Source organism: Acetobacter conturbans (genome assembly GCF_011516755.1).
In the GTDB taxonomy this organism is placed as follows: domain Bacteria; phylum Pseudomonadota; class Alphaproteobacteria; order Acetobacterales; family Acetobacteraceae; genus Acetobacter; species Acetobacter conturbans.
Window position 1 is genome coordinate 230,497 of sequence record NZ_WOSY01000003.1, and the last position, 16,418, is coordinate 246,914.

15 protein-coding genes and 1 tRNA gene are annotated in these 16,418 nt (G+C 59.5%); 5 read left to right on the plus strand and 11 right to left on the minus strand.

The genetic code is table 11. The annotated features are described in order from the left end of the window. Positions 1 to 335: 335 nt before the first annotated feature. The 8 genes from GOB81_RS04660 to GOB81_RS04695 all read right to left on the minus strand — a co-directional run bounded on the left by GOB81_RS04660 (position 336) and on the right by GOB81_RS04695 (position 8,113). Positions 336 to 411: transfer RNA gene (locus GOB81_RS04660), tRNA-Lys, on the minus strand. 67 nt (positions 412 to 478) lie between these two features. Further along, positions 479 to 961, minus strand: a complete 483-nt coding sequence (locus GOB81_RS04665) for a peptidylprolyl isomerase (RefSeq protein WP_173569196.1) — start codon at positions 959 to 961, stop codon at positions 479 to 481. 117 nt (positions 962 to 1,078) lie between these two features. Then, the gene (coaD, locus tag GOB81_RS04670) at positions 1,079 to 1,591 is read right to left on the minus strand and encodes a pantetheine-phosphate adenylyltransferase (protein ID WP_173569197.1); all 513 of its coding nucleotides are present in this window, start codon (positions 1,589 to 1,591) and stop codon (positions 1,079 to 1,081) included. Beyond that, positions 1,581 to 4,313, minus strand: a complete 2,733-nt coding sequence (gene gyrA, locus GOB81_RS04675; RefSeq protein WP_408736901.1) for a DNA gyrase subunit A — start codon at positions 4,311 to 4,313, stop codon at positions 1,581 to 1,583. Before gyrA ends, coaD begins: the two co-directional genes overlap by 11 nt. A gap of 197 nt (positions 4,314 to 4,510) precedes the next feature. Continuing rightward, a complete protein-coding gene (locus GOB81_RS04680; protein WP_173569199.1) occupies positions 4,511 to 5,371 on the minus strand; it encodes a hypothetical protein in 861 nt (286 codons plus the stop codon). A gap of 372 nt (positions 5,372 to 5,743) precedes the next feature. After that, positions 5,744 to 6,334 (minus strand): NAD(P)H-dependent oxidoreductase, encoded by a 591-nt coding sequence (locus GOB81_RS04685; protein WP_173569200.1) that lies wholly within the window; start codon positions 6,332 to 6,334, stop codon positions 5,744 to 5,746. A 55-nt stretch (positions 6,335 to 6,389) separates the two neighbouring features. After that, positions 6,390 to 6,809, minus strand: a complete 420-nt coding sequence (locus tag GOB81_RS04690) for an SRPBCC family protein (protein WP_173569201.1) — start codon at positions 6,807 to 6,809, stop codon at positions 6,390 to 6,392. A gap of 191 nt (positions 6,810 to 7,000) precedes the next feature. After that, positions 7,001 to 8,113, minus strand: a complete 1,113-nt coding sequence (locus GOB81_RS04695) for an IclR family transcriptional regulator (RefSeq protein ID WP_338421306.1) — start codon at positions 8,111 to 8,113, stop codon at positions 7,001 to 7,003. A gap of 132 nt (positions 8,114 to 8,245) precedes the next feature. Here GOB81_RS04695 and fdnG point away from each other — a divergent pair, with 132 nt between their 5' ends. Genes fdnG through GOB81_RS04720 form a run of 5 tightly spaced genes read left to right on the plus strand, consistent with a single transcriptional unit; the run spans position 8,246 to position 15,090 of the window. Then, positions 8,246 to 11,296: a formate dehydrogenase-N subunit alpha gene (gene fdnG, locus GOB81_RS04700; RefSeq protein ID WP_173569202.1), complete on the plus strand. Its 3,051-nt coding sequence runs from the start codon at positions 8,246 to 8,248 to the stop codon at positions 11,294 to 11,296. An 11-nt stretch (positions 11,297 to 11,307) separates the two neighbouring features. Next, positions 11,308 to 12,255: a formate dehydrogenase subunit beta gene (fdxH, locus tag GOB81_RS04705; RefSeq protein ID WP_173569203.1), complete on the plus strand. Its 948-nt coding sequence runs from the start codon at positions 11,308 to 11,310 to the stop codon at positions 12,253 to 12,255. Then, a complete protein-coding gene (locus GOB81_RS04710) occupies positions 12,255 to 12,908 on the plus strand; it encodes a formate dehydrogenase subunit gamma (protein ID WP_173569204.1) in 654 nt (217 codons plus the stop codon). The genes fdxH and GOB81_RS04710 overlap by 1 nt, the downstream gene beginning before the upstream one ends. Then, the gene (gene fdhE, locus GOB81_RS04715) at positions 12,908 to 13,828 is read left to right on the plus strand and encodes a formate dehydrogenase accessory protein FdhE (RefSeq protein ID WP_173569205.1); all 921 of its coding nucleotides are present in this window, start codon (positions 12,908 to 12,910) and stop codon (positions 13,826 to 13,828) included. The genes GOB81_RS04710 and fdhE overlap by 1 nt, the downstream gene beginning before the upstream one ends. A gap of 23 nt (positions 13,829 to 13,851) precedes the next feature. Next, positions 13,852 to 15,090, plus strand: coding sequence for a molybdopterin molybdotransferase MoeA (locus GOB81_RS04720; protein ID WP_338421307.1), 1,239 nt, complete (start codon positions 13,852 to 13,854; stop codon positions 15,088 to 15,090). Between the two features lie 175 nt (positions 15,091 to 15,265). Here GOB81_RS04720 and GOB81_RS04725 read toward each other — a convergent pair whose 3' ends face one another. The 3 genes from GOB81_RS04725 to mobB are packed head-to-tail and all read right to left on the minus strand — an operon-like array spanning position 15,266 to position 16,396. Then, the gene (locus GOB81_RS04725; RefSeq protein WP_173569207.1) at positions 15,266 to 15,595 is read right to left on the minus strand and encodes a hypothetical protein; all 330 of its coding nucleotides are present in this window, start codon (positions 15,593 to 15,595) and stop codon (positions 15,266 to 15,268) included. Between the two features lie 42 nt (positions 15,596 to 15,637). Then, positions 15,638 to 15,814, minus strand: coding sequence for a hypothetical protein (locus tag GOB81_RS04730; protein WP_173569208.1), 177 nt, complete (start codon positions 15,812 to 15,814; stop codon positions 15,638 to 15,640). 54 nt (positions 15,815 to 15,868) lie between these two features. Continuing rightward, positions 15,869 to 16,396, minus strand: a complete 528-nt coding sequence (gene mobB / locus GOB81_RS04735) for a molybdopterin-guanine dinucleotide biosynthesis protein B (protein WP_173569209.1) — start codon at positions 16,394 to 16,396, stop codon at positions 15,869 to 15,871. Between the last annotated feature and the right edge of the window lie 22 nt (positions 16,397 to 16,418).

Sequence of the window (16,418 nt, forward strand, 5' to 3'; positions counted from 1 at the left end):
CCGAAACCGCGAGACCCCACCATCGAGAGGAAATGCGGCCGCTTCAGCACGAAGCAGGGCATTTCATTTCAGTAGCAAGGCAACCACACCGATACAGTCGGCTACAGGTCTGAGACGTAAGGGCTGAGCCTTAAGAATCATCTAATTTCAGGGGGAAAGGGGGCTAAAGAAGTTTTTCCGCAGGAATCGGAGGCAATTTCTGCCGCGGCGGCAGAATCTGCAGCGTGCATCAGCAAAAGCTGTACAAGGCAGTATTCCTGAAGGATTTTTCTGAAGATTTCAGAGCGGAGAACATGCCCTGGAAAAGGCAGGAATATTGACGCTATTTCCTGCGATGGTGAGCCGGGTGGGACTCGAACCCACGACCATTCGATTAAAAGTCGAATGCTCTACCGGCTGAGCTACCGGCTCGCCATGGGCAACCGGGTAGCGATGGCTGCCGACTCTGTCAACAGTCATCGCCATAAAAACCGGCTGTTCAGGCCTCTGCGGAGGCCGGACGCAGCTTCAGGATCTTGTCCGGATCCTTGACCATGCCGCTCGCACCGGAGCCGCGTTTGATCTGATCCACCAGATCCATGCCTTCGATCACGTCGCCAACGATGGTGTACTGACCATCGAGATGCGGCGAAGGCTCGAACATGATGAAGAACTGGCTGTTGGCGCTGTCGGGGTTCATCGTGCGCGCCATGCCGATCGTGCCGCGCTCGAATTTCGCCGCACGCGTGAACTCAGCCTTCAGGTCCGGAAGCTTGCTGCCACCCGTACCGGTGCCGGTCGGATCACCGCCCTGCGCCATGAAGCCTTCGATCACACGATGAAACGGCGTGTTGTCATAAAAACCCTCGGAAGCAAGCGTACGCAGACGCTCCGCAGCCAGAGGTGCGATGTCGGAACGCAGGCGAATCACAATCCGTCCGCTTTCCAGATCCATGTTGAGAATATCGTTTTTGTCAGTCATGTGCCCATCCAGTCACATCCAGAATCCCGGTGTTCTTCCGCCCCGAACAGTAGCCCAGACAGAAGCACCGGCTGATGAGGGCTTAAGCCACAAACCCTGAATCGCAAAATTTCCGCCTCAGCGACGGAGATGCGCCAGCACGCTGCGTGCCGCGCCCGGTGGCGTAAAACCGCTGATATCACCGCCATAGGCTGCGATCTCACGCACCATGCTGGAGGAGATGAACTGCGTGCTCTCCGATGCCATCAGAAAGATCGTTTCGATCTCCGGCGCCAGCCTGCGGTTGGCCCCCAGCATCTGCGCTTCATAGTCGAAATCGACGAGAAGCCGCAGCCCGCGGACGATCATCGTGGCGCCGCTCCGACGCACTGCATCCACCAGCAATTCGTCGAATGGAGACACTTCGATCACGCAGTGCGTGCGCGCCGCCAGCACCGGCATCTCTTCCTGAATGCAGGCAACACGCTCATCGACGGAAAGCAGCGGTTTCTTTCCCGCGTTGACCGCCACGCCAATCACCAGCCGATCAACCAGCCGGGCCGCCCGTTCGATGACGTCCAGATGGCCGCACGTCACCGGATCAAACGTGCCGGGATAAAACCCGACCCGCTCGGGTCTCTCAGCCTTCATCGCTCCCGCTTTCCCCTCCCGAAGCAGCGCCGTCGTCGCCGGTGTCTCCGTCGGAGGAATCGTCCTCCAGAACGGGGAACACACTGGTCACTGCTTCCTTGCCGTCCAGACGCAGCAGCGTGACGCCACTGGCCTGACGCGACATCACTCGCACCTGATCCACCGGAACGCGAATCAAACGCCCGGCATCAGTGACGAGCATCACATCGATGCCGGACAGTACGGGAAGCGTGGCTACGACTTCTGACCCACGCTTGTTCGCGGAGAAAGTCATGTTGGAGATGCCCTGACCGCCACGCCCGCTCACGCGATAATCGTAAGCGGAAGACCGACGACCGAAGCCACCATCCGTCACGGTCAGCAGGATTTCTTCGCCCATCTCAAGCTCACCGAAGCGCTCCGGCGTCAGCGCGGAATCTTCCGCCAGAACGGCCTCTTCAGCATCCTGAATCACATCGTCAGTATCAGCCTCGTCAACGGCGTTTTCAGCCCGACGCTTGGCGTTGGCCGCCCGCATATACAGAGCCCGCTCCTCAACCGTCGCATCGACATGGTTCAGAACGCACAGGCTGATGACCTTATCGCCCTCTCCAAGCCTGATGCCACGCACGCCGGTCGAACCACGACCCGCGAACACACGCAACGTGTCGTCGGTGATCTGGAAGCGGATGCAGCGCGCCTTGCGGGTGGCGAGGAACACGTCCTGACCTTCGCGGCACGTTGCTACGCCGATCAGGCGATCGCCCTCATCCAGCTTCATGGCGATCAGGCCGGAAGACCGGATATTCTGGAAATCGCTCAGACGGTTACGCCGCACACCGCCGCTCGCCGTCGCGAACACAAGGTGCAGCGCGTCCCACAACTCCCCGTCCTGCGGCAACGGCAGGACTGCAGTGATTTCATCGCCGCCGAGATCCGGCAGCAGATTGACCAGCGCCCTGCCTTTTGCGGTCGGACTGGCCTCCGGCAGACGCCAGACCTTCTCGCGGTAGGCCTTGCCACCTGAGGAGAAGAACAGGACCCACTGATGGGTGTGCGCATTGAACGAGCGGACGACGATATCGTCGCCACGACGACCGGCGGCCGTACGGCCACGACCGCCACGATTCTGAGCGCGGAATATCTCAAGCGGCGTGCGTTTGATAAAGCCGTCACGGGTGATGGTCACGACCATCAGGCCCGGCTCGATCAGGCTCTCATCATCCTGATCGCCAGCATAATCCGCGATATCGGTCATGCGGGGCGTGGCAATTTCCGCGCGCGCCACGAGCAGTTCCTCGCGCATGACTTCCATGCGGCGGATATGGCTGAGGATGATCTCCAGCAGTTCGTTGATCTTCACCGCCACTTCGGACAGTTCGTTCTGGATCTTCTCACGCTCAAGGCCGGTCAGGCGCTGGAGGCGCAGCTCCAGAATACCGCGAGCCTGAGCTTCCGTCAGACGAACCTTGCCATCGACGACGATATTGCCGTCATCGTGGATCAGCGCCAGCAGCGGCTCGACTTCGGCAGCATTCCATTCTGCCGCCATCAACTGCTCGCGGGCTGTGACCGCATCGGGAGCCGCGCGGATGACGCGAATCACCTCGTCGATATTGGCGACGGCGATCACCAGGCCGACCAGGATGTGACCCCGGTCACGCGCCTTATTGAGATCAAAGCGGGCACGACGGAGGATCACTTCCTCACGGAAGGCCACGAATGCCGACAGGACGTCACGCAGCCCCATGAGCTGCGGCTGGCCGCCATTCAGCGCCAGCATGTTCACACCGAACGAGGACTGAAGCTGCGTGAAACGGTAGAGCTGGTTCAGCACCACTTCCGCCGTCGCATCGCGCTTGAGCTCGATGACCACGCGCATACCCGAACGATCCGATTCGTCGCGGATGTCGGAAATACCCTCGATATGGCGGTCGCTGGTCTTGTCACGGACCAACTCGGCGATCTTCTCCTGAAGCGTCGCCTTATTCACCTGATACGGAATCTCGGTGATGATGATGGCCCGGCGATCCTTACGGATTTCCTCGAACTCTGCTCGCGCGCGCACGACGACCGATCCGCGCCCCGTGGCGAAGGCCGAGCGGATGCCTGCGCGTCCAAGGATGGTGCCGCCGGTCGGGAAATCGGGACCCGGGATGATCTCCATCAGTTCTTCGAGCGTGATCTCGGGATTGGCGATCATCGCCAGCGTGGCGTCGATGACCTCACCCGGATTATGCGTCGGGATGTTGGTCGCCATGCCGACGGCGATGCCGGTCGCGCCGTTAACCAGCAGATTGGGGAAAGAGGCCGGCAGAACGGTCGGCTCGCTCTCGCTCTCGTCATAGTTCGGCTGGAAATCGACCGTATCGCGATCGATGTCATCCAGCAGGAACGAGGACGCCTTGGCCAGACGCGCTTCGGTGTAACGCATGGCGGCCGGGCTATCGCCGTCCACCGAACCGAAATTGCCCTGTCCGTCGATCAGCTTCACGCGCATCGACCAGTGCTGCGCCATCCGGACCATGGCGTCATAGATCGAGGAGTCGCCGTGCGGGTGATATTTACCCATCACGTCACCGACGGCGCGGGCCGATTTACGGTAGGGTTTGTCCGACGTGAACCCGCTCTCGCGCATTGCGTAGAGGATGCGGCGATGGACCGGTTTCAGGCCATCCCGCACGTCCGGCAGCGCACGGCTGACAATGACGGACATCGCATAGGCGAGATAGGAGGAGCGCATCTCCTCTTCGATCGCCACCGGAACGAGGTTGGAGGGCGAGGCGGGCAGGTCTGTGTTCTCGGTCAAGGCTCTTCCGTCATGTCACGGCCGCGCAGTCCGTCGAAACGGGCCACGTGGCACAGCCAGCGTGTAAAGGACCGCTCACCTTAGCACACCGCCTGCTCCACCGTAAGGCGCAGCCTTATGGCGTGACGCCTTTACGAGGCGGACGCGCAACTCCAGACGCGTGCCACCGGCGATGGTGCATGCCCGAGATGGGTCAGCAGGCTGTATCGAGCCGACTCATGATGATTTTCAGCTGTGTAGGGGGCACAGAAGCGATCCTCACATTCATTTTCCGACACGAAAAACGCGTTGACGCCCTGAATGTCGCACCCGATCAGCGCAACCCCCTTCTCGCGTCCGATCCTCTCCATCATATTCAGCCCCGCGCCAAAGAAGTTGGTCCCGTCCCACATGCCTGACGGGTCATAGGGCACTTCAATAGCCACAGACGGCGGAATCGAGGCGTTATATTCAATACAATAGACACGGGCCGTTCTGTTCATGGCACGCCAGATGTGGCTGGTATTATAGTCAACATCGACCGTAATCAGATCGAATTCCTGTTCGACACCGGCCTCATCCAGAAGCTGGTCGATATTCTCGCATGTCACGAAACCGGAAATGATCTTAAGTTTCCCGCTTTCGATATAATGGGAAAAACTCGCGCGCGCCTTATCGGCATCCGCCGGACTTCCTTCCACCCAGACACCGCTCCAGCCCTGCTCCAGCAGAAGCCGCGTTGTATTTTGCAGGCCCGCTTCCACGCCGATTTCCAGAAAATTGCGCGTGCGTGTGCCGATACGGGAGAAAATCTCGGCGAGGTAGCCATCCTCGAAATGCTGACTGTAAACCTGACTATAATGACCGTGAAGCCGCTTCTGCGCCCGTTTTTTTGCGGCTTCGTCGGCGACAAGATAGCCAATTTCTTTTTGCGAGGTCTCACAGGCCTGCTGCGTCGCCATACTCAACTGGAGCATCGCATCTATCGCTTTGAGAAAAACCTCATTCATCATGCTATATCGCCCTTAAATATTTAACGAGCATTCAAATCATAAATAAATTAACACAATATTACGTATCGAATATTATTATCTATATAAATACAAAAATAAATTCTAAAATATAATCTATGTATCGACAAATAAAAAATGAATTACAGCGACGTCAGCTCTCCACAAAGCACTCTTACTACAGAAGAGCCGACAGACAGACCGATCACGCCTGTAAAACCCGTCCTTCACTGCCAAAAGACGACGCCACCGGGTCTGCCGGCCTCATCCGGCATACGAAAAGGCCGCATACCACACACCACCAGCAAACATCAGGACAAGGGGAGAGACAGGCGGATGCCATTGCGAATTTTGCCTGCTCACCCATCATCTTCTTCAGGACACAGAAGCCAGCACGTCAGTCAGGTGTTGCCGGTAACGCACTAGGGTTGCCTCCACATTCGGCGCCTTCATGACATCGGACGCCAGAAATGTCGGCAATTCCGCGAGCGCGAGAAACTGGTTCGCCTTGTGAAAAGGGAAATAGACGGCATCGACGCCTTTGCCCTCGAAGAACTGGGCCGGATCGAGAAAGGCCTCGTCCGGTGCGTTCCACGTGACCGACAGCATATAACGCTTGCCGTGCAACAGGCCGCCGGACCCATATTTACGCTCTGGATGCGCCCGACTGCGGCCGTCACTGGTATAGAGTTTGCCATGGCCAGCGGTGAAAACCTCATCCATGTATTTCTTGACCGTCCAGGGCGCACCCATCCACCAGCCCGGCATCTGCCAGATCACGATATCGGCCCACAGAAAGTTTTCGACCTCCTTTTCGACGTCGTAACCATCGTCAATTTTCGTCTGCCGACTGTCGAAACCCAGATCAGCAAGCGTCCTGACGGCCACGGCCTGCAAAGTATCGTTGAGGCGACCGTGAGAATGAGCGAAAGCCTTTCCGCCATTCAGAAGCAGAACGTTCGTCATATTTTTTGTTTCTCTCTGAAAATATCTTTATTTTTCCGTAGAACTTCTGATTCGGTCAGACCCGTTTTTCGAGCATGTCCTTCACATGGGCCACGGCTCCGCCATAGGCTGCGGCGTAACGTGCCTGAGCCTCGTCTTCCGAAAGGCCGACCGGTTCGAAACGACTGCCCCAACTGATCAGGCAGGTTCCTGCGCCCGTTTCCCGCACCCGGACTTCACCGACATAGTCCTTCACCGGGTCCGGTCCCTCGACATAGGAATAAGTGTAGCACCGCTCCTGTTCGCTGAAGGTCAGCAGACGCTCAACGATCACCGTGCCATCGCGCGTCGTCAGGCGACGAACGCGACCGCCCTCCTCCAGAACGCTGCTTTCGATCATGCCGATCCAGACAGGAAGATTGTCAAATCCTCCCAGAAGTTTCCATGCAGTCTCCGCTGCAACGCCGACTTCGATCTGACCGCTGACGTTTATCATGTCCTGCTCTCGTGCTGTCCCGGCCGAAACCGGGAGGAAATGGAGTCCGGCAAGGGTTACGAGGCGCTGGCGATGCCGTCGCCAACTCAGGACCGTTCCCTGCCAGGGAGAAGAGCGGAAGATAGGGTGTTACCACTGAAATGGAACAAGAGGGCGATCTGGAAGGCCATTTATCCACCCCTGATGGACCATCAGGCGATTTCAGCTTCCCGCATGATCATCCAGGCGATGTCGCTCAGACGCTTCGGAGAGAGGCGTGAGGAAGGACCGCTGAGACCGATACTGGCACGCACCTCGCCCCCTTCCCGCCAGGGAACCGCCACGCAGTTCAGCCCCGCCAGATGGCTTTCCCGGTCCAGCGCGAAGCCATGCGTTCTGACGGTTTCGATCTGAGCGCAGATTGTCGGCCCCAGGGCCTCCGCCCGTGTCGCCAGCACACGCTGACGGAGACCAGGCATGAAGGCGAGAAAGACCAGCCCGATGGCCGAATTCTCCAGCCGCCCGCATTCCCCCACGGGAGAACCGCAGCGGAGTGCCTGCGACGATTCGATCGCATCAAGATAATGCACCTCGTCACCGCTCGGCACGGCGAGATAGACGGTTTCACCGGTCTTCCCGGCGATTGTCTCCAGCACCGGTCGCAGCCGTGTCCGAAGGGCCTCATCGTCGCCGGCCATACGGGCGAGATTAAGGATGCGACCGCCGAGGTGATAGCGCATGTCGCCGGGGCGGCGGTGGACATAGCCGAGTTCACGCAGAGTGATGAGGATGTTGTGGATCGTCGTCTTGCCCACGCCGCTGAGAGCCGCGATGTCCTGAAGTCGCGCGGCGCCTCCTTCTCGGGCGATGATTTCGAGGACCGCCAGAGCACGTTCGACAGACTGAATCAGTTTGGGCGCGGAAATCGGACAGGCTCCTCTGTGCAGGGGCAATGGCAAGGTGATGACAGACTTTGCAAACCGGGCACCAAACCCGCTCTTGTCCTGTTTGTAAGGGTGTGCGCCTTGGGGCTCAATCGCGATCAAGCCGGAGGAGAAAGCCGTCCTTCTATACAGGGAAGAGGCAACCTTCATGCCGGGCTGCTCGCAAACCTTGCGGACAAAGCCGATCGCGCGATGGAAACCCGCCGAATGCAGACAACGGCGGCAGGATTTCTCGTGCGAAAGCGAGGATGCGCGCGGCGCGCTGACGGCCAGCCGCGCCTTCTCCTCACACGGCAGAGCCCCGCCTGAATAAAAAGCCGGAGTGGAGCGGATGCCGGTTTTCCGGACATGGCCCTTAATGCTTCCGGAAACACTCAACACCTCTTTTTGAGCGCTTTCCTGAAAAGAAAATCACGTTTGCACACAAAAACGTGATCAGGATCAAGGACAAGGCTGTCCAGCGGGTTTAAGCGGTCTTTTTTCTGCTTTGATAAAACATTCTGGATGGTTCTCATGACCCTCGGGCGCAGAGAGTTTTTAAGAAATACAGGCACCTGTGTGGCTGGTGCCAGCGCTCTTGCCCTCGGGTTCATTCCACCACGAGCGCAGGCGCAGGAAACGCGCCAGTACAAACTCCTGCGCGCCAAGGAAACGCGAAACAACTGCACCTACTGCTCGGTCGGGTGCGGCATCCTGATGTATTCGCTGGGTGATGGCGCGAAGAACGCCAAAGCCCGGATTTTTCATATCGAAGGCGATCCGGATCACCCCGTCAGTCGCGGCTCACTCTGCCCCAAAGGGGCCGGGCTGGTCGATTTCATCCATAGCGAAAGCCGCCTCCAGTATCCCACATACCGCGCGCCCGGCAGCCGGGAATGGAAGCGGATAAGCTGGGAAGAAGCGACTGACCGCATCGCGCGCCTGATGAAGGATGACCGCGACAAAAACTTCATCCAGCGCAACGAAAAGGGCGAACTGGTCAACCGGTGGCTCAGCACCGGCATGCTCGCCTCCTCCGCTGCCAGCAATGAAACGGGCCTGCTGGATTTCAAGTTCGCGCGGTCGCTGGGGATCATGGGGCTGGATTGTCAGGCCCGCCTCTGCCACGCCCCGACCGTCGCAGCACTTGGTCCCAGTTTTGGCCGTGGCGCCATGACCAACAACTGGGTGGACATCAAGAACGCCAACGTCGTTCTGATCATGGGCGGCAACCCGGCAGAAGCGCATCCCGTGGGCTTCAAGTGGGTGATGGAAGCCAAGATCCGCAACGCCGCACAGGTCCTGGTTGTTGATCCGCGCTTCAATCGCAGCGCGGCCGTTGCTGATTTCTATGCTCCGATCCGCGCCGGATCAGACGCTGCTTTCCTGCTGGGCGTGGTCAACTACCTGCTTTCCCATGACAAGATTCAGCATGAATATGTGCAGGCTTATACCAACGCGGCCCTGATCGTACGGGAAGATTTCCAGTTCCACGATGGCGTTTTCACCGGCTATGACGCCGCGAAGCGCAGCTATGACATGTCTTCGTGGGATTACGAGCGCGACGAGCAGGGTTTTGCCAAGAAAGACCTGACCTTCCAGAATCCCCGTTGCGTGCTGAACCTGCTGCGCGACCACGCCAGCCGGTACACCCCGGAACTGGTGTCACAGATCACCGGGACGCCTGAGAAAGACTTCCTGCATGTCTGCGAAACGCTGGCATCCACCAGCGTGCCTGATCGCACGGCCACGATGCTTTTCGCGCTGGGCTGGACGCACCATACCAATGGTTCGCAGATCATCCGTACGGCCGCCATCATCCAGATGCTGCTGGGCAATGTCGGCATGCCGGGCGGCGGGCTGAACGCGCTGCGCGGTCACTCCAACATTCAGGGCTATACGGACCTCGGGCTGCTTTCGACGCGCCTGCCGGGTTACATGAACCTCCCGAAGGACAGCCAGCAGACGCTGGACACTTACCTTCAGGCGTCAACGCCGAAAGCGGATGAGCCAGGCGAGGTCAATTACTGGCACAACACGCCCAAGTTCTTCGTCAGCCTGATGAAGACCCTCTGGGGCGACCATGCCACCGCAGCCAATAGCTGGGGTTATGACTGGCTGCCGAAATGGGATCGCAGCTACGACATGCTGGCCTATTTCGAGCTGATGCATCAGGGGAAGGTCAACGGCTATATCGCGCAGGGCTTCAACCCGCTTGCCGCGATGCCGGACAAGAACAAGATGCGCGATGCATTCGCCAAACTGAAGTTCCTTGTCACGATGGATCCGCTCGATACGGAAACATCGAACTTCTGGCAGGATGAAGGCGTCTATAACGACGCGAAGCCGGAAGAAATCCAGACCGAAGTGTTCCGTCTGCCGTCCACCTGCTTCGCCGAGGAAAACGGCTCGATCGTCAATTCCGCACGCTGGCTCCAGTGGCATTTCTCAGGGGCGCAGCCGCCGGGCGAAGCATGGAGCGACGGGCATATTCTGGGCACGATCTTCACGAAGCTTCGGGCGCTCTACGCCAGCGAGGGCGGCGTCTGCCCCGAACCCCTGATGAACATGCAGTGGAACTACCGCGATCCGGAAGAGCCCACTCCGGAAGAAGTGGCTCAGGAATCCAACGGCTACGCGCTCGCCGATATTCAGGACGCGACCGGCAAGGTCGTGGTGCGCAAAGGCGAGTTGCTGCCCGATTTCTCCGTGATGAAGGACGACGGTACGACGAGCAGCTATTGCTGGATCTTCGCCGGATCGTGGACGCAGGCCGGAAACCAGATGGCCCGCCGCGACAACACGGATACCGGTCTGGGCAACACGCCCGGCTGGGCATGGGCGTGGCCTGCCAACCGGCGGCTGCTCTATAACCGTGCGTCCATGGACCCTCAGGGCCGTCCGTGGGATCCGCGCCGCCAGATCATCGAATGGAACGGCCAGCGCTGGGTCGGCGCCGATGTGCCGGATTATCCGCTGACCTCCCCTCCGGGGAGTGGTGTCGGCCCCTTCATCATGCAGAGCGAAGGTGTAGCCCGACTGTTTTCAGGTCACTCCCTCGTCGATGGTCCTTTCCCGGAGCATTACGAGCCGACGGAAAGCCCTGTCACCGGGCCGGCCCTGGGCAAGACGGTGAGACATAATCCGGTCTCGCGCGTGTTCGCCGATGAGAAGCCAAGGATGGGGGATCCCGAACAGTTCCCTTATGTGGCGACCACTTATTCGATCACCGAACTGTTCCGTCACTGGACGAAGCACTCTCAGCTGAACGCCATCATGCAGCCGGAGCAGTTTGTGGAAATCGGCGATCGTCTGGCTGGCAAGCTGCACATCAAGGCTGGCGACATGGTGCGTGTGTCGTCGAAACGGGGATATATCGAAGCCAAGGCGGTCGTCACAAAACGACTCAAGCGCCTGAATGTCATGGGCAACGATCTCGATCAGGTCGGGATTCCGTGTCACTGGGGTTTCAAGGGCGCCACGCGCAAAGGCTTCCTTGCCAACACGCTGACGCCGGCCATGGGCGATGCCAACTCCCAGACACCCGAATTCAAGGCGTTCCTTGTCAATGTTGAGAAAGTCTGAGGGGCGCTGAGATGAGCATGCAGTCACAGGACATCATCCGCCGCTCCGCCACCAACGGCTTCACGCCCACGCCTCAGGCCCGCAGCCATGAGACGGAGGTCGCCAAGCTGATCGACGTCTCTCTCTGCACCGGCTGCAAGGGCTGTCAGGTCGCCTGTTCGGAATGGAACGATCTGCGCGACGAGGTCGGGCACAATGTGGGCGTTTATGACAACCCGGCGGACCTTACCTCCGAGACATGGACCGTCATCCGGTTTGATGAGGTCGAGGACGAAAGCGACAAGCTGGAGTGGTTGCTGCGCAAGGAAGGCTGCATGCACTGCGAGGAGCCGGGTTGCCTGAAGGCGTGCCCGAGCCCGGGCGCCATCCTTCAGTTCGCCAACGGCATTGTCGATTTCCAGTCGGAACAGTGCATCGGTTGCGGTTACTGCATCGCGGGCTGTCCTTTCGACATTCCGCGCATCAGCGAGAAGGACAACCGCGCCTACAAATGCACCCTGTGCGCGGACAGGGTCGCGGTCGGGCAGGAGCCTGCCTGCGTGAAGACGTGCCCGACGGGTGCGATCGCTTTCGGCTCCAAGGCGGAAATGAAGGATCTGGCGGCTGATCGCGTGGGTGAGCTGAAAAGCCGCGGCCATGAGGGCGCGGGGCTGTATGATCCGGCCGGAGTGGGCGGGACGCACGTCATGTATGTGCTGACCCATGCCGACAAGCCCGAGCTGTATCACCGCCTGCCTGCCAATCCGTCCATCAGCCCCATCGTGCGGGGCTGGAAGGAATGGCTCAAGCCGGTTGGAGCGCTGGGCTTCATCGCCACCGTGGCAGGCGCTTTTGCCCATTATATGGGTGTCGGCCCCAACACGACCGATGAGACGCCTCACCCGGATCCGGAGCCTGAAAAGGAACTGGAAGTGGAAGGGGCCGATCACGGCCCGGCAGAAGATCGGAGGGATGCGTAATGGACACCAGTAATCGCGTTCTGCGCACAAAGTTTGGCGATCGTCTGCTTCACTGGACGATGGTGGCCTGTTTCTTCCTTGTCGCCATGTCCGGGCTTTCGTGGTTTTTCCCCAGCCTGCACTGGCTGGGCAGCGTGCTTGGGCCGCCGCAACTGGCACGTCTCCTGCATCCCTTCCTCGGGATCGTGGTTTTCCTCCTGCTGATGTGCATGTTCGTGCGCTTCGTGCATCACAACATGCCGGTGCGGACGGATGGCATCTGGTTCCGTCACATCGTCGATGTGCTGATGAATCGTCATGGTGAAAATCTGCGTATCGGCAAATACAACGCCGGACAGAAAATCCTGTTCTGGGGCATCATGTCACTGATCAGCGCGCTGTTCGTCACGGGTCTGGTGATCTGGCGTGCCTATTTCGCCATGTATTTCCCAATCCCTGTTGTCCGGTTGGCGCTTCTTGCCCACTCGGCGGCCGCTCTGGCCCTGATTCTGCTGGTGCTCGGACATATCTACATGGGGATCTGGGTCCGCGGGTCGATTGGCGGCATGGTGACAGGCTATGTCTCCCGGGCATGGGCACGGCAGCATCATGACCGGTGGTATGATGAGGAAGTTGTGCCTGAGGAAACGCCCTCTGCAAAACGGCGCTCCTGATGCGGCGTGAATCCGACATCGTTCCGCTGGACAAGCGGACCCCCGGCGTTCCGACGATCGAGCCGCTTATCTTTCCGGTTCTGGATGCGCTCTATGCCCGACGGGAAAAGCGCCTGAACGAGTGCGCAACGACAGAAGGAGAAGATGAGGGAGCCTATTTCCGCTTCCTCTCCGGTCTTGTCGGAACGCAACGGAACATTCTGGCGAACAATCCGGTCAGCGAGCAGGATGCTGTCGCCATCTGCAAGATGATGGAAAGCGGCTACGATCATCCGGAATTGGAAAGCCGTCTGCGGGAGATCGCTGGCTGGCAGAATGCCTATGATGCGCTGGTGCAGGCAGGAGCGGCGGACCTGCCGGAAGCGGCCTGTGCTGCACTGAAAAATGCTGGGCAGGACCGGGAAAGTCTCAGCATTCAGGCCGCCCATCTCCTGCGTGGCGATTACGGACAGGTCGATGCCGGTGTGGCCGTGGTGCTGTGGGCAGCCCTGTCCCTGTGCTGGGCGCAGGCTGTGGCTTCCTCCCAGTCCGAAACAGGCAGACAGACTGGCGCACAGGCGACGCTCTGCCCCTGTTGCGGCGCTCCTCCTGTCGCCAGCCTCGTCCTCGGCGGAGATCGGGAAGGATTGCGCTATTTGCAGTGCAGTCTTTGTGAAACACGCTGGCACAGGGTTCGGGGCGTGTGCGTGGAGTGCGGCGCGTCAGGTCGTCTGGAACACTGGTCTCTGGACGATGTGAAGGCGCCCATACAGATTGAAACCTGCGGAGACTGCAAAACATATATCAAGGTTTTCCGCCTTGATTATGATCCGCATCTCGAAGCTGCGGCTGACGATCTGGGCAGTTTGACTCTGGACGCCGCGCTGGAGCAGGAAGGCTTTACACGCATCGCACTGAATCCTTTTTCCTTCCCCGCATGAGCGACTGCCTGGTCCGGACTCCAGTGAGCGACAGAAGTAACCCAGCCGATCTCCTCCTCGAAATGGTCGATTACGATACGGCGCAGGCACTCCTGTCCGCCGCTCTTCGGGAACTGCCGTCGGTGGAGGCTGAACATATCCCCCTCGCGCTCTCCTGCGGTCGCATTCTGGCCGAGGATGTGCGGGCTGTGGCCTGTCGCCCGGAAACCGATATCTCCGCGATGGATGGATATGCTTTTCGCTGTGCGGATATGGATCTGTCCGGACAGAAAGGACTGCCGCTTTCCGGGTGTGTCGCGGCGGGCGACAGTCCGGAGCCTTTGCGGGACGGCACAGCCTGCGTCATTCTGACCGGCGCACGCATTCCAGCCGGTGCGGATTGTGTGGTCGCCCGCGAGCGTGTGGTGGTGGCACATGACCGTGTGCATCTGACGAACCAGACTCCCGTTACCGGACTGAACATTCGTCGCAAGGGAGAAGAGTTCCTCTCTGGCACGCCGCTGCTCCCACGTGGACAGGCACTGGACTGGCGGCACATGGCGCTTCTCGCCAGTCAGGGCATGACTCACGTTGCGGTTTCTCGCCCGATCCGCGTTGCCGTGCTGGCCAATGGCGCGGAATTTGACTGTCACGCTGCCGATGCCCGCACAGAACTGAACACGCTCATGCTGAGTGCGATGCTACAAAGCGAGAGCATTCGTGTCCGGTCGCGCGTGGCCGCCACAGACAGCCCGGACGAGCTGGGCGAGGCTCTCCGTGAATGTATCGAGCACTCCGATGTAGTGGTGACCACCGGAGGCATCTCGGTCGGGCAGACGGATCATGTCCTGCCCGTTCTGACCCGCATGGGGGCCACATGCCTGTTCCGGCGGGTCAGGATGCGGCCCGGCAAACCCGTGACCGTCATGCGGCTTGGACGGAAAATCATCTTCTGCCTTCCCGGAAATCCCGGAGCGGCGGCCCTGTGCGCCCAGCTTTTCGTCATGCCGTTTCTGCGGGCCTTCACTGGCCTGCCACCGCACCGCGAGAACCGACTGGCGGGACGAAGCGCGTTCGCATTCACACCGACCACCGATGCCACCAGCTTTTTACCGGTGGCTCATACGGAGGAAGAGGGGGAAATCCGGTTTTCCCTGATCCCGTCAGTGGGAGCGTCGGATGTGCGGTGCCTGACGCGCGCGACGGCCCTGCTGAGAGTGGACGCGGGTGAGAGCGTGGATATCGGCAGCTATTGCCGTGCGGTGCCTTTTACGGACCTTTGACAGAAGTTTTTCGTGTGTCCTGAAACTGCATTCTCGACGGGCATGGAGGCAAGTTTTACGAAGGACATGTGGTCTGGTTTATCAGGCACTTGCTGGCACCTCTGAACGCAGACCCGAACGTGCCCTCAGCCGATGCACGGGTCTTCCCGGCTTTTGAGATGTGACCGTCAGCTTCTCAGGAATGGCGAGGGCACGTTTGCGCGGCAGATACCGGTCCACGATCAGTTCGGAGAGGATGAGCCCGCCCGGGAGGAGAGCTGAATGTGTGCTGCCCTTGGGCCGGAGACGTTTCATCCCGGTGGGGTTCGGACGTTCCTGCGGGCCCGATCACCTTTTTCATCGTGGCCCACCGGGGATGGCCCTGCATCGCCGCATCCAGATCGAGCCGCATACTCTCGAACGCGTCGAGACCGTCCCGCGTGACCTCTTCGATCATCGCACCGATCAGCGGATCATCAACAGGGAGCCACAATAGAGAAGAGGCCGAGGTTTCCCCCGGCCCCATCGCTTTTTCCAGTGGATCACCACAACAGAACATCACAGGCTGTCAGCCCCCTTCTGCAAGAGCCTTTCTATCCCTTTCTGCAAGACCCTTTCTCTGTACTGCCCGAAGCTCCTCCAGAATCGCCAGTCTGCGTGGGCTCCACTCCTCTTTAGGCGTCAAAGAAACGCAGTCCTGTTCATCCCAGCGTTCCATCTGTTCCGGGGTCATTTCAAGTGTCATTTTTCTTCTCCGATACAAGGCTTGGTTCGTGTTCCTTAATTTACAGCGTTATTTCTAAGCGACCACAAGCGGAAACGCATGCTGGCGGATCGTGCGGGCCAGAGTGGCCGTATCATCCAGCCCCATGAAAACCACTCCTTCGCGGCGATCGGGAATAGTCGCACTGTCCGTCGCCACCATGATGATGGCAGGCGTATGAGGAAACAGGGGGCCCTTGCCTGTCGCGGGACGCCACACTTCCAGACAGGCAGGCACGGTCGCGTGAAAGCCTTCCACCAGTATCAGATCGACCGGGCGCATGGCCCGCACCAGTTCGTGCAAAGCAGGGGGTGTTTTTGTTTCATGCTGAAGCACCCAGCGTTCAGGTGTAGCCAGCATGACTTCGGAGGCACCATTCTGACGGTGCAGGAACGTATCCTTACCGGGCTTGTCCATGTCCACGCCGTGATGCGTGTGCTTTATGGTGGAGACACTCAGGCCCTGCTGGCGAAAAAACGGCAGAAGGCGTGTGATCAGATGGGTTTTTCCTGATCCGCTCCGTCCTGTGATACCAAAGACAGGCTGTGTGCGAGGATACGGCATGGATGACGGGCCTCAATGCGAT